Consider the following 12,164-nt stretch of genomic DNA (forward strand, 5'->3'; position numbering starts at 1 on the left):
AGCAGGCTCAGGCCTGCTTTTTTGTTTCTGGGGTATGATGCGTCATCAAGCCAGCACGTTCCGAAAGCACTTGGAAAGCAAACGCTGCTTCACATCAACGGTACGCCGGACACCGATCCTTCGTACATGAAGCCGAACTCCGCTCCGCCATCCAGACAACAAAAAACCCCGGATCGCTCCGAGGTTCTTTTGCAGTCCATGATCAAACGAATTAGAGGCCGAGGCCGCCGAAACGCTTGTTGAACTTGGAAACGCGACCGCCGCGGTCCATCAGCTGCTGGTTGCCACCAGTCCAGGCCGGATGGGATCTGGGATCGATTTCGAGGTTCATAACTGCGCCCTCGGAACCCCAGGTCGAACGGGTTTCGTATTCGGTACCATCGGTCATGACAACTTTGATCATGTGATAGTCGGGATGGATTTCAGCCTTCATGACAATCTTCCTGCGTAAGTGGGTGCGGACCATTTGCCGCAATTGCGTCAACTGAGCCGATTCAATAAATGAAACCTGAGCCCTTTAGGCCATGGCTTCCCAATTTGATGCGGAGCCTATACATGAAGGGCGCCCAGATAACAAGTGCCTGCCGCTCACGGTAAGACACATATGAAGACGCGAAAAATGCGTCGCCGCAAGGAGCTTTTTACGCCCCGCGGTATGAAGGAGTGATGCACGTGGCAGACATTGAGGGACAGAAGGCAGCCGAGCGCAGGACATTGAAACCTCTGGCGAGCCTCTTCCCCTATCTCAAGCGCTATCGTGGCCTTGTCGCCGCCGCCCTCTTCGCCCTCGTGCTGTCGTCGGCCACGACGCTGGCGCTCCCGCTTGCCGTGCGCCGCATCATCGATCACGGCTTTGAAGCGACCGACGGCGCGATGATCAACAACTATTTCGCCATGCTGCTGGCCATTGCCGTGGTTCTCGCGCTCGCCAGCGCCATGCGCTATTATTATGTGATGATCATCGGCGAGCGTGTGGTGACCGATCTGCGCCGCGATGTCTTCGCGCATCTGACCTCGTTGTCACAAGCATTCTTCGATACCAACCATTCCGGTGAACTGACCTCGCGGCTGACCGCCGATACGGTGCAGATCCGCTCCGCCTTCGGCTCGTCTGCTTCCGTTGCGCTGCGCAACACACTGCTCTGTCTGGGTGCGGTGGCGATGATGGTCTATACCAGCCCAAGCCTTGCGGGCCTTGCGCTTCTCGCCATTCCCTTCATCGTCTTTCCGCTGATCGCCTTCGGCCGGTCGGTGCGCTCCCGCTCCAGAACCACGCAGGACACGCTTGCCGCCTCTTCCGCCTTCGCCTCGGAAACGATTTCCGCCAGCCGCACCATCCAGTCCTTCAATGCCGAAACACTGGCGAACAGCCGCTACGACGCCGCAGTCGAGAAAGCCTATCATGGCGCCCGCGCGGCCATCAGCGCTCGCGCCATTCTGACCGCCGTTGCCATCAGCCTGGTCTTCGGCAGCGTCGTTGCCATCCTCTGGTACGGCGCACATAGCGTGCTGAGCGGCACGATCTCCGGCGGCACGCTCAGCCAGTTCGTTCTCTACTCGGTCATCGCCGCAAGCTCGCTCGGCCAACTCTCCGAAGTCTGGGGCGAGTTGTCTCAGGCTGGCGGCGCGGCCGAACGCCTCTCCGAATTGCTGGCGGAAAAGTCACCCGTCGAAGAACCGGCCTCGCCTGTTTTGCTTCCCGTCCCGCCGCGGGGCGAGGCAAGCTTCGAGCATGTGGCCTTCCATTATCCGAAGGGTGCAGGAAAACCGATCCTCTCCGACCTCTCCTTCCACGTCGCCGCTGGCGAAACGGTGGCGATCGTCGGCCCATCGGGTGCCGGAAAAAGCACCGTCTTCTCGCTTCTGATGCGCTTTTACGATCCGCAATCCGGCCGTATCACCATCGACGGCACCGATATCCGCTCCGTCGCTCTGAAGGAGCTGCGCTCCAGGCTTGCTATCGTCCCGCAGGACGTAGCGATCTTCGCCTCCTCCATCCACGACAACATCGCCTTCGGTAGACCCGATGCTACGCGCGAGCAGGTTCAGGCCGCAGCGATGGCCGCGCAGGCTGACGGCTTTATTGCAAGATTGCCGGAAGGGTATGACACCGTGGTCGGCGAGCGAGGCGTCACGCTGTCCGGTGGCCAGCGTCAGCGCATCGCCATTGCCCGCGCAATTCTACGCGATGCGCCGATCCTGCTCCTGGATGAAGCAACCTCAGCGCTGGACGCCGAAAGCGAAACGCTGGTGCAGAAGGCGCTGGACGAGCTGATCGCCAAGCGCACCACCATCGTCATTGCCCATCGCCTCGCCACCGTTCTGAAGGCCGACCGTATTCTGGTGATGGATGAAGGCCGGATCATCGAGGAAGGCACGCATCAAAGCCTGATCCGCCAGGGCGGCCTCTATGCCAAGCTTGCGAGACTGCAATTCAATACGGACGCCAACGACGCGGCCTAAACGAGTTTGGTCGATAAGGGAGGCGAATGCTCCGCCCATCTTACACGCATCAGCGCTCCGTCAGCTTCAACTCGATACGGCGGTTTTGCGAGCGCGCTTCCGGGGTATCGCCTTCCGCCAGTGGCTGATATTCACCAAAACCGGCTGCCACCAGACGGTTGGCGGGCACTCCCTTGGAGATCAGGAATTTGACGACCGAGGTGGCGCGAGCCGACGATAGCTCCCAGTTGTCGCGGAAACGGCCTGAGCCGGACAGCGGCACATTGTCGGTGTGACCGTCCACACGCAGCACCCAGTTGATTTCCGGTGGAATTTCCTTGGCAAGATCGATCAGCGCGGTGGCAAGCTTGGCCATCTCCACCTGCCCTTCGGGATTAAGATCCGTGCCGCCGGACGGAAACAGAACTTCCGACTGGAAGACGAAGCGGTCGCCGACAATGCGGATATTTTCGCGATCCGAGAGAATTTCGCGCAAACGTCCGAAGAAGTCGGAGCGATAGCGGTTCAACTCCTGCACACGCTGCGCCAGCGCCACGTTCAGACGGCGACCGAGATCGGCGATCTTGACCTGCGACGATGCGTCCTTGGCTTCCGAGGCCTGCAGTGCCGCCTCGACGGAAGCGATCTGGGCTCTGAGTGCCGCGATCTGCTGATTCAGCAATTCGATCTGCGTCGAGGCTCTGGCACCGGCCTCGCGCGCATCATCAAGCTCACTGGTCAACTGGCCGACACGCGCATTGGCGGCGGAACTGTTGCCCGCACCGGAATCGAGCAGTGCCTGCAGGCGCGAGCGTTCGTTTTCAGATTGCGCAAGGGTCGATTGCAGATTGGCGAGCGTATCTTCGATATCCTGCTTGCTGCCCTTTTCCAGCGCCAGCAATTCGGTGAGCTCGGCGATCTGGTTGTTGAGGCGTGTCATGACCTCATCCTTGCCGGAAATCTCCCGCGACAGCACGAACTGCGCCAGCACGAAGACCGTGAGCAGAAACATGATCGCCATAAGCAGCGTCGACAGCGCATCGACGAAGCCCGGCCAATAATCGACGCCTCTGTCGCGACGACGGTTGCGCGCAAGCGCCATGGCTACTCGCTCCCGTTATCGTGGGGCACGGAACGCTTGGCAGCCGCTTTCTGATCGGCATCGATGCGAGCGGTCAGCCGATCGAGTGTACGGCGCAACGCCTTGGACTCCTCCTGTTGCGCTTCGATCCAGTCACGCAGCATCTGCTGCTCGCCGCGCATATTCTTCACCAGCCCCTGAATGCCTTCCGCCAGATTATGCATGGCGGCAAGCGAGCGCTCCGTGCCAACGGCACCGGCGGCCGCAACAGGCTTGCCGTCAACGGACAGATCGACGCCGGGATCGGTGACGGACGACAGCCAGTTTTCCAGCTGGGTGTAGAAGCGGTTCTGCGCACGCCCTGCCTGGAGATCGAGGAAGCCGAGGATCAGTGAGCCGGAAAGACCGAGCAGCGAGGACGAGAACGCCGTTCCCATGCCCGACAGCGGCGCGGTCAGGCCGGATTTCAGCGACGAAAGAATATCGCTGCTATCGCCCGATGTCGGATCGAGGCCCTGGATAACGTCGCTGATGGCGCCGATCGTGCCGATCAGACCCCAGAAGGTGCCGAGCAGGCCGAGAAAGACCAGGAGGCCGATGAGATAGCGTGACGTATCGCGCGATTCATCCAGACGCGTAGCAATGGAGTCGAGAATCGAACGTTGCGTGACAGTCGAGACCCGCACCTCGCCGCGCTTGCCGATCAATGCGCGCATGGGCGCCAACAGCTTCGGTGGGCGTCCGGCCTTGTCGACGCTACCGGCGGCCTGGAAATTATTGAACCATCGCACTTCCGGGCGCAGGCTCAAGATCTGCGTAAACACCAGAACGATACCGATGGCGAGAACGCCGAGAATGAAGCCATTCAGCCCCGGATTGGTCATGAAGGCCGATTGCGCCTGCCGAAACAGAATGGCGGCAAGGAAGGCGACGATGATGAGAAAGATCATCATCGTCCATAAGAACGGCGTCGGGCTGGATAGCTTGTGGTGATATTCTTTCGTCAGCGGTTTCTCGACGCCGACATCGAGCAGTTCCGTATCCGCCATAGGGCCCGTTCCTCTAATGCTGCCATGACCTTGCCCTCAAGACTGGGACATCAGCATGGTTCGGAGCGGAAGCTAGAGTAAAATTACGACGAATTGAAGTGAAAAGCCTTTTGAGAACAAAGCTTTTTCGAGGGGCCGAAGGAGGCAAAAGCCAGAACCCGGCGACAGAGGCTTAAAACCTCTAGGGCGTCATGGTCGGACTTGATCCGACCATCGATGAACCCCGACGCCGTGGGGACCTCGCGGTAGGCCCCAAGACAAAACCGCGTGTGCCGGGATGCGTTAGCGGCCGGGAACGGGACGGTTGACCACTTCCAGCAGTGCCTTCTGGATATATTCGTTACCTGCAACCACGCTGCGGCTTTCAAACATGCTGTTGGCGCCGCCCATATCGGAGACGAAGCCGCCGGCTTCCCGGATCAGCACGATGCCTGCGGCAATATCCCAAGGGGACAGTTCCGCTTCCCAGAAGCCGTCGAAGCGGCCGGCTGCGACATAGGCGAGATCGAGAGCGGCAGCCCCCATGCGGCGCACGCCTGCGGTTTCGCCCATCACATGGCGAAGCTCGACGAGGAACTTGCCGTGGTTGCCGCGGCCAAGATGCGGAACGCCGCAGCACACGACGCTGTCGGAAAGCTGCTTGCGGGCCGCAACGCGGATGCGGCGATCATTGAGAAACGCGCCGCCGCCACGCTCTGCGGTGTAGAGTTCGTCCGTTGCCGGGTTGAAGATGACGCCAGCGACGATTTCGCCACTGCGCTCCAGGCCGATGGAAACGGCAAATTGCGGAATGCCGTGCAGGAAGTTGGTGGTGCCGTCCAGCGGATCGACGATCCAGCGATGCGCGCCATCGGTGCCGATTTCCTCGCCGCCCTCTTCACCCAGGAAGCCATAGGTCGGACGGGCCTTCATCAACTCGTCTCGAACGATCTTTTCGGCCTTCAGATCGGCCTGGGACACGAAGTCGCTCGGTCCCTTGACCGAAACCTGCAGGTTCTGCACTTCACCGAAGTCACGCGCCAAAGACTTTCCCGCCTTCAAGGCGGCCTGAACCATGACATTGAGAAGGGCTGAACGGGCCATGAAAACATTCCTGGAAGGTGGCTGAACCAGCCGCGTAGGACACGGGCAGGCAGGCATATTGGTTTCTATTTTAGGTTTGCGGGTTCAAGACCACAAAACGCACTGAAATTCAAGGCTAAAGCATAGTCGCGCAAAAGTGTGCAGCGGTTTTGCGATAACGACATGCGATCGTAAGACGCACGGTCGGGCAAAAGTGTGGAGTGGTTTTGCCGTCAGTTGGGCCGATATTTGTTGGCCGCATCGATGGCTTGCTTCTGCTGGGCGTCCTCGATGCCGAGATAGAAGTCTTCCAGTGCCGGGTCCTTCAAGCCAGCGCGGCGCGACAGCACATACCACTTTGCCGCCTCGATCGGATCGGGCCGCGTTCCCAGCGCCTGGATGTAAAGATGTGCGACCTTGTTCTGCGCCACGACATTGCCGCGCTGGGCCGCACCGTTCAGCCAGCGAAAGCCTTCTTCCAGATCGCGATCGCCGCCTGTGCCATTGACCAGCCAGATGCCGAGATCGACCTGCGCGGTATCGAAGCCCGCCTTCGCCGCCCGCGTCAGCCATTCCCGCGCCTTGGCCTTCTTTTCCTTCGGTACCTCCGGCACGTTCAAATAGATCTGCGACACGGCATATTGGGCATCCGCAATCCCTTTTTCCGCCGATCTCTCATAGAAGGGCAGCGCCGCCAACAGGCCCTTTGGCCCAGGCGTTTGCGAAACGAGGATCTGCGCCCAATTGAATTCCGCTTCCGGATTGCCTGCTTCTGCCGCGCGGCGCATGTAGTCGTCGGCGAGCGTCTTGTCGTGCTTGACGAGCCGGCCTTCCATCAGGATCAGTGCGTATTTGAACATGGCGACCGGGTCGCCATTCTTGGCGGCCTGCTCGTACCAGAAGGCGGCGGTCTTATCGTCGCGGGCAATGCCGAGGCCACGGCTCATCATTTCGGCGACAAGTGTCTGCGCCGCCGCATCGCCGTCCTGCGCACGGGTCAAAGCCTTGTCCAGCGCCTGGACATACTCGCCGCGCTGATAATGGCCGTAGGCCTCGTCGATCTTGCCCTTGAATTCCTTTTCCTTCGGCAGCGGCGGAAGCTCGGCCCCCATGCGCTGATAGACGGTCACGCCCTCCGAAGGCTGCAAATCCTTCTGATCCCCGCCGGTCACCCGACCTTTTCGCAGCGGATCGGCATCCTGATCGGTCGGTCGCGACAGAACGTCAGGACCCTGTTTCACCGCCGGTCCGAAATCGGTGTCTTCCTCATCCGCGCCGTCTGCACCTTGCGCCTGCGGCTGAAGGCCCGGCAGAAGGTCGGAGTTCCCCTGCGGCTCAGCCTGCTGCGGCGCGGGCTGATGGCCAGCGGCTGGCGCCTGGCCTTGCGCCAAGGCGGGCGCCGCAATCAGGGCGGAAGCGAAGGCCAGAAGCGAGGCCGATGGGGAGAGGCGGAGAAAGCGAAGGATCATCGCCCGTATCAACCGTCAAACCGTGGCGCTTTTTCGTCAAGCAATGCATTGGCTTCGGCAACGGCCTGAGCCGCGCCGCCCGCATGGGCAAAGACGGCCTGACGCAGTGCGACGAATTCCACGCCGCTTTCGGCAACGGGAACCACCGAGGCGACATCCGAGCCACCCATGACAATGGCCGGAATTTCGATCATCGAGGCCCACCACTCGCCGAGTGCGACGTTCTTCGGGTGCGGCTCCGGTTTGATATCGCCTTCCAGCTTGCCGAAGAAGATATAGTCTGGGCTGGCTTCACCCTGCTCCAGCGCCTTGTGCCGGTCATCGGCATTGCCGCCGCCGACGATCAGCTTTGGCGTGAATTTCTCCACCGCTTCCGCCAAGGGCTCCAAGCCGCCGACAACGTGCAGACCGTCAGCCTTGACCCGGCCTGCAACACGGCTGTCGCCAGCAACGAGTGCTGCGGCACCTGCCGCCTGCACGATCGGCACCAGCACCTCCGCACGTTTCTGGAAGCTGTCATCATCGAGCGCATATTGGGGAATGATGACGGAGGCGACATCACCGCCCCTTAGCGCATCCTCCAGCGTCTTGGCTTGCAGGCTAGCATCTTCAGCTTGCGGCACGATCAGAACCAGACGGCAGCGATCTTCAGGAGAACCCATGATTTTTCCATTTCCCGCAGAAAGAACGCTTCATCGCCAATCTGCACTCGTTTTCATATACTGTTTCCGATAAACCGGACTGCACGAAGGATCAACAGTCCATAGCTGGACTCTTTGTCGTCCTTTTCCTTCGCGGCCTGTTCCAACGGCCGTCTCACACGCTCATATCAAGTCCTGATCATGTCGCTCGATCTCCATTTCTTTCTCGTTGCCATTCCCGCAGTCATTCTGGTCGGCCTGTCCAAAGGCGGGCTTGGGGGCGCCTTGGCCCTGATGGGTGTGCCGCTGATGGCGCTCGCCGTGCCGCCGGTGCAGGCCGCAGCCATCTTCCTCCCCATCCTGATCGTCATGGATCTCGTGGCGCTGTGGGCATGGCGCCATCACAACCACCGGGAAACGCTGCTTTTGATGCTGCCGGGCGCCATTGCCGGCATCGCGCTCGGCTGGGCCACATCGACGCTGATTTCTCCTGACGCCATGCGCCTTGTCGTCGCAACCGTCACCATCATTTTCGTGCTGCGCTACTTCTATGAGAGCTTCCGCACGCGCCGTGGACAGGAGATTGCGCCAAAACCGCAAAGACCGGCCGCCGCAACCCTCTGGTCGTCACTTTCGGGCTATGCAAGCTTTGTGGCACATGCGGGCGGCCCGCCCTTCCAGATCTATGTGCTGCCGCTGAAACTCGACCCGAAGACCTATACGGGCATGAGCGTGCGCTTCTTCGCCATTATGAATGCGATCAAGCTCATTCCCTATTTTGCGTTGGGCGCGCTCGATTCCACCAACCTTACAACCTCCGCCACACTGCTGCCGGTGGCGATGATTGCCACATTTGCCGGTGCCAAGGTGGTGAAGTACATGAAGCCCGCCGTCTTCTATCCTCTGATGTACGGCATGGCCTTTCTTGCGGCGCTGAAACTGCTCTGGGATGGCCTGCCGGTGTAACGGCAAACCGCTGACAAGCACCCTTTTCGCACCCTTCCACAGACCCAATGAAAAGGCCCTGATCGCGCTTTGCAACCAGGGCCCTGAACTTTTACCGCTTCTCAGGCGATGTCTCGCCCTGCGGTCTCAATAGTCGTTGAAAATCAATGTTTCGTGGTCGCTTTCAGTCTCTGCAACTCGTCCTTAAGGCGCAGCTTCCTGCGTTTGATATTGGCAATCTCCCGGTCATCGGAAGATGGGGAAGCAAGAATACTCTCGAGCTCTTCCTCCAGAGCACCGTGTTTCTTTTCGAGCGATGCAATATGAGCCTGAATGGTCATGCGGCACGTCCTTCCTTGTTGAACCTACCTCCAGCTCTCCATCGCTGGAGTTTCAGGTTTACGACACCAATGTGACATGGAAAGCGAGGTTTGTCGAAGGCGAAATAGAGGCAATAGTGCGGCAAAAATGGCCTTAAGGAAAACTTCCCGTTACCGCCATTTGATGGTACAGGCACCAAGACCGATAACAAACATGCCGGATGGCGGTCCGGTTCATTAGAATGGGGATGACGAGATGGCCGACCAGGAACAGGCGGACGTCCGGCTTACGCTGGCAAGGCTGAGGCAGGAGCACGAGGATTACGACGCGGCCATCAACGCGATGATCCAGACCAATTGCGAAGCGCTCAGAATTCAACGGATGAAGAAGAAGAAGCTGGCCATCAAGGACAAGATGACCCAGATCGAAGATCAGATCATCCCGGATATCATTGCCTGACAACCTCTGGACCGTGACAACCTCTGGACAAGGAGAGGCCGCTTGACCACCGAAACTCCGCCCGTCGCCATCATCATGGGAAGCCAGTCGGACTGGGAAACCATGAAAAACGCCGCCGATACGCTGGATGCGCTCGATATCGAATATGAGGCGCGCATCGTTTCCGCCCACCGCACGCCGGAGCGCATGTTCGATTTCGCCACAAATGCGAAGGACGAAGGCTTCAAGGTCATCATTGCCGGTGCAGGCGGTGCGGCCCATCTTCCGGGCATGACGGCAGCGCTCACCCCTCTCCCCGTCTTCGGCGTTCCGGTTCAGTCGAAAACCATGTCCGGCCAGGACAGCCTCTATTCCATCGTTCAGATGCCGGCGGGCATTCCGGTCGGCACGCTTGCCATCGGCAAGGCAGGCGCCATCAATGCCGCCCTTCTTGCCGCAGCCGTGCTGGCGCTTTCCGATGAGGATCTGGCCGACCGGCTGGATAATTACCGCGCCCGCCAGACGGCCATCGTTGCCGAATACCCCATGGACGCGCCGCAATGAAATCCTCCACTATCGGTATCATCGGCGGCGGCCAGCTTGGCCGCATGCTGGCCATGGCAGCCGCCCGCCTCAACTTCCGCACCGTGGTGCTGGAACCGCAGGCCGATTGTCCCGCAGCCCAGGTCTGCAACCGCCAGATCGTCGCGGCTTACGATGACGAGACGGCTCTGGCCGAACTCGCAAGCCTCTGCGATGTCGTGACCTATGAATTCGAAAACGTGCCCGTCGTCGCCGCCGAAACGCTGGCCGCTTCCGTGCCGGTCTATCCCCCGGCTGAGGCGCTGAGCGCCTCGCAGGACCGCTTGACGGAAAAGCGTTTCCTCAATGGCTGCGGCATCCCGACCGCCGATTTCCGCGCCGTGGACGATCAGGCGGGCCTGGAAGAAGCACTCGCCGCATTCGGCGGCAAGGGTGTGCTCAAGACCCGCCGCATGGGCTATGATGGCAAGGGGCAGCGCGTCTTCAAGGGTGGCGAGGATCTGACGGGCGCTTTCGATGCGCTTGGCAAGGTGCCCCTGATTCTGGAAAGCTTCGTGCCCTTCGAGCGGGAGATTTCCATCATCGCCGCACGTTTTCAGGATGGCACCGTTACCTGCTACGATCCGGCCGAAAATGTTCACCTGAACGGCATTCTCCACACCTCGACCATTCCCGCCGCTCTCTCTGACGCTGCGAGAGCCGTCGCGGTGGAATCGGCTGAGAAGCTGCTGGCCGCGCTGAACTATGTCGGCGTCGTCGGCATCGAGTTCTTCGTGCTGCCGGACGGCTCGCTGGTGGCCAATGAAATGGCGCCCCGCGTCCACAATACCGGCCACTGGACGGAAGCGGCCTGTGTCGTCTCGCAGTTCGAGCAGCATATCCGCGCAGTCGCGGGCCTGGCGCCCGGCAGCACGGCGCGTCACTCCGATTGCGTGATGACCAATCTGATTGGTGACGACATCGACAGCGTGCCGGACTGGCTCCGACAAAAAGACTGCCTCGTGCATCTTTACGGCAAGACAGAGGCCCGTCCGGGCCGAAAGATGGGCCATGTGACGCAACTCACCAACGCTGGAAAGCCGGGCTTTTCCCCGCAAAAGCTTGCGTAGCGTGTTGACAGGTGGGTGCCGAAAGGGTATCTGCCTGCCAACCGAAAAAGGCGCGCCCCGTTGCGCGCTTTTGATTGTTTAGATTATGCGTGCGAAAGCCCGCCAAACTGCGGACCAGAAAAATGAAGATCAAGAACTCGCTCAAAGCGCTTAAGGCTCGTCACCGCGACAACCGTCTGGTTCGCCGCAAGGGCCGCGTCTACATCATCAACAAGCAGAACCCACGCTTCAAGGCTCGTCAGGGCTGATTGCGTTTCTCAAGTGTTCCGTCTGAAAAAGCGGATCACTTTGTTGATAGCCGACAGAATTCGATTTCCTAATTGGCGCATACGGATTATCGTGATCCGCATGCGCCAATTTCCTTTTTGTGCCCTCCTCCTCGCCTCGCTCAGCCCGCTTGCCCCGGCCACGGCCCTTATCGCCCATGCGGCAGAGCCCGTAGCGGCAACACAGCAGCCCCCGCAACCTTCCGCCAAGGACCCGGTGGGCGATCTCTTCAACAATCTGAAGAAGGAGCGCGATGCCAAGAAGGCCCGCATCATTGCCACCGAAATCGTCGGCCAGTGGAGCGATTCCGGTAGCCCTACCATCAATCTCCTGATGAAATGGGCCGAAGAAGCCAGCGAAGAAAAGCGCAGCGCCGCAGCCTATGACTTCCTCGACCAGGCCATCTTCCTCGACCCCGACTACGCCGGTGCCTGGTACCGCCGCGCCATGGTGCATCTGGCCGATGGCGATCCCCGCAAGGCCATGGCCGACCTCAACAGCACGCTCGAAAAAGAACCCCGCTTCTTCCCCGCCCTTGCGGGCCTTGCCAATATTCTCGAAAGCTCCGAGCGCAATGAGACCGCGATGAAGGTGTGGGAGCGCTACCTGACGCTCTATCCCGCGGACAAGGAAGCGCAGAAGGAAATGAGCGAGCTTTCAGAGAAGCTGGCTGGGACGCGGAGCTGATCCCTTTTGCCCTGCGAGATCGGCCGTCGTTGAGACCCATTCCGTACTGTCACATCAGTGGTGACGGTGTTGCTGGAAGCGGCCCGACACCTTCAAGACACGCATAAGTG

The 12,164-nt window shown here is 60.1% G+C and carries 14 protein-coding genes; 7 read left to right on the forward strand and 7 right to left on the reverse strand.

The annotated features are described in order from the left end of the window. Positions 1–211 precede the first annotated feature (211 nt). A complete protein-coding gene (gene rpmE / locus QE435_RS11290; protein WP_062427919.1) occupies positions 212–433 on the reverse strand; it encodes a 50S ribosomal protein L31 in 222 nt (73 codons plus the stop codon). Between the two features lie 239 nt (positions 434–672). Between rpmE and QE435_RS11295 the strand changes: the two genes are divergently transcribed. Further along, positions 673–2,463 carry an ABC transporter transmembrane domain-containing protein gene (locus QE435_RS11295; protein ID WP_349041422.1) on the forward strand — a complete coding sequence of 597 codons (1,791 nt, stop codon included), beginning with the start codon at positions 673–675 and terminating at the stop codon, positions 2,461–2,463. A gap of 49 nt (positions 2,464–2,512) precedes the next feature. Here QE435_RS11295 and QE435_RS11300 read toward each other — a convergent pair whose 3' ends face one another. From QE435_RS11300 to QE435_RS11320, 5 genes are all read right to left on the reverse strand, one after another. Continuing rightward, positions 2,513–3,544 (reverse strand): peptidoglycan -binding protein, encoded by a 1,032-nt coding sequence (locus QE435_RS11300; protein WP_306934176.1) that lies wholly within the window; start codon positions 3,542–3,544, stop codon positions 2,513–2,515. A 2-nt stretch (positions 3,545–3,546) separates the two neighbouring features. Then, positions 3,547–4,572 carry a flagellar motor protein MotA gene (locus QE435_RS11305; RefSeq protein ID WP_349041423.1) on the reverse strand — a complete coding sequence of 342 codons (1,026 nt, stop codon included), beginning with the start codon at positions 4,570–4,572 and terminating at the stop codon, positions 3,547–3,549. Between the two features lie 282 nt (positions 4,573–4,854). Beyond that, on the reverse strand, positions 4,855–5,655 hold the full coding sequence (locus QE435_RS11310; protein ID WP_296016524.1) for an inositol monophosphatase family protein: 801 nt from the start codon (positions 5,653–5,655) through the stop codon (positions 4,855–4,857). A gap of 212 nt (positions 5,656–5,867) precedes the next feature. Further along, positions 5,868–7,103: a tetratricopeptide repeat protein gene (locus QE435_RS11315; RefSeq protein ID WP_349041424.1), complete on the reverse strand. Its 1,236-nt coding sequence runs from the start codon at positions 7,101–7,103 to the stop codon at positions 5,868–5,870. A gap of 8 nt (positions 7,104–7,111) precedes the next feature. Next, positions 7,112–7,765, reverse strand: coding sequence for a thiamine phosphate synthase (locus tag QE435_RS11320; RefSeq protein ID WP_306934183.1), 654 nt, complete (start codon positions 7,763–7,765; stop codon positions 7,112–7,114). Between the two features lie 180 nt (positions 7,766–7,945). Between QE435_RS11320 and QE435_RS11325 the strand changes: the two genes are divergently transcribed. Next, complete coding sequence (locus tag QE435_RS11325; RefSeq protein WP_309771660.1) at positions 7,946–8,710, forward strand: sulfite exporter TauE/SafE family protein; 765 nt, start codon at positions 7,946–7,948, stop codon at positions 8,708–8,710. Positions 8,711–8,853: 143 nt separating this feature from the next. On the opposite strand, the gene QE435_RS11330 is transcribed toward QE435_RS11325, so the two are convergent. Then, positions 8,854–9,030, reverse strand: a complete 177-nt coding sequence (locus QE435_RS11330; protein ID WP_082447303.1) for a DUF465 domain-containing protein — start codon at positions 9,028–9,030, stop codon at positions 8,854–8,856. A gap of 235 nt (positions 9,031–9,265) precedes the next feature. Between QE435_RS11330 and QE435_RS11335 the strand changes: the two genes are divergently transcribed. The 5 genes from QE435_RS11335 to QE435_RS11355 all read left to right on the forward strand — a co-directional run bounded on the left by QE435_RS11335 (position 9,266) and on the right by QE435_RS11355 (position 12,054). Continuing rightward, positions 9,266–9,469 carry a DUF465 domain-containing protein gene (locus tag QE435_RS11335; protein WP_306934186.1) on the forward strand — a complete coding sequence of 68 codons (204 nt, stop codon included), beginning with the start codon at positions 9,266–9,268 and terminating at the stop codon, positions 9,467–9,469. Positions 9,470–9,511: 42 nt separating this feature from the next. Next, positions 9,512–10,012, forward strand: coding sequence for a 5-(carboxyamino)imidazole ribonucleotide mutase (gene purE / locus QE435_RS11340; RefSeq protein WP_062439755.1), 501 nt, complete (start codon positions 9,512–9,514; stop codon positions 10,010–10,012). Next, positions 10,009–11,100, forward strand: coding sequence for a 5-(carboxyamino)imidazole ribonucleotide synthase (locus QE435_RS11345; RefSeq protein ID WP_349041425.1), 1,092 nt, complete (start codon positions 10,009–10,011; stop codon positions 11,098–11,100). Before purE ends, QE435_RS11345 begins: the two co-directional genes overlap by 4 nt. Positions 11,101–11,222: 122 nt before the next feature. Continuing rightward, positions 11,223–11,348, forward strand: a complete 126-nt coding sequence (gene ykgO / locus QE435_RS11350; RefSeq protein WP_003497670.1) for a type B 50S ribosomal protein L36 — start codon at positions 11,223–11,225, stop codon at positions 11,346–11,348. Between the two features lie 100 nt (positions 11,349–11,448). Next, complete coding sequence (locus QE435_RS11355) at positions 11,449–12,054, forward strand: hypothetical protein (RefSeq protein WP_349041426.1); 606 nt, start codon at positions 11,449–11,451, stop codon at positions 12,052–12,054. Positions 12,055–12,164: the final 110 nt, after the last annotated feature.

The sequence above is a fragment of the Agrobacterium sp. SORGH_AS 787 genome, from assembly GCF_030819035.1.
Lineage (GTDB): Bacteria > Pseudomonadota > Alphaproteobacteria > Rhizobiales > Rhizobiaceae > Agrobacterium > Agrobacterium larrymoorei_B.

Bases quoted from the DNA above. Each gene is read 5' to 3' on its own strand.
- rpmE (WP_062427919.1), bottom strand. From the start codon at position 433: ATGAAGGCTGAAATCCATCCCGACTATCACATGATCAAAGTTGTCATG.
- QE435_RS11300 (WP_306934176.1), bottom strand. From the start codon at position 3,544: ATGGCGCTTGCGCGCAACCGTCGTCGCGACAGAGGCGTCGATTATTGG.
- QE435_RS11305 (WP_349041423.1), bottom strand. From the start codon at position 4,572: ATGGCGGATACGGAACTGCTCGATGTCGGCGTCGAGAAACCGCTGACG.
- QE435_RS11310 (WP_296016524.1), bottom strand. From the start codon at position 5,655: ATGGCCCGTTCAGCCCTTCTCAATGTCATGGTTCAGGCCGCCTTGAAG.
- QE435_RS11315 (WP_349041424.1), bottom strand. From the start codon at position 7,103: ATGATCCTTCGCTTTCTCCGCCTCTCCCCATCGGCCTCGCTTCTGGCC.
- QE435_RS11320 (WP_306934183.1), bottom strand. From the start codon at position 7,765: ATGGGTTCTCCTGAAGATCGCTGCCGTCTGGTTCTGATCGTGCCGCAA.
- QE435_RS11325 (WP_309771660.1), top strand. From the start codon at position 7,946: ATGTCGCTCGATCTCCATTTCTTTCTCGTTGCCATTCCCGCAGTCATT.
- QE435_RS11330 (WP_082447303.1), bottom strand. From the start codon at position 9,030: ATGACCATTCAGGCTCATATTGCATCGCTCGAAAAGAAACACGGTGCT.
- QE435_RS11335 (WP_306934186.1), top strand. From the start codon at position 9,266: ATGGCCGACCAGGAACAGGCGGACGTCCGGCTTACGCTGGCAAGGCTG.
- QE435_RS11345 (WP_349041425.1), top strand. From the start codon at position 10,009: ATGAAATCCTCCACTATCGGTATCATCGGCGGCGGCCAGCTTGGCCGC.
- ykgO (WP_003497670.1), top strand. From the start codon at position 11,223: ATGAAGATCAAGAACTCGCTCAAAGCGCTTAAGGCTCGTCACCGCGAC.
- QE435_RS11355 (WP_349041426.1), top strand. From the start codon at position 11,449: ATGCGCCAATTTCCTTTTTGTGCCCTCCTCCTCGCCTCGCTCAGCCCG.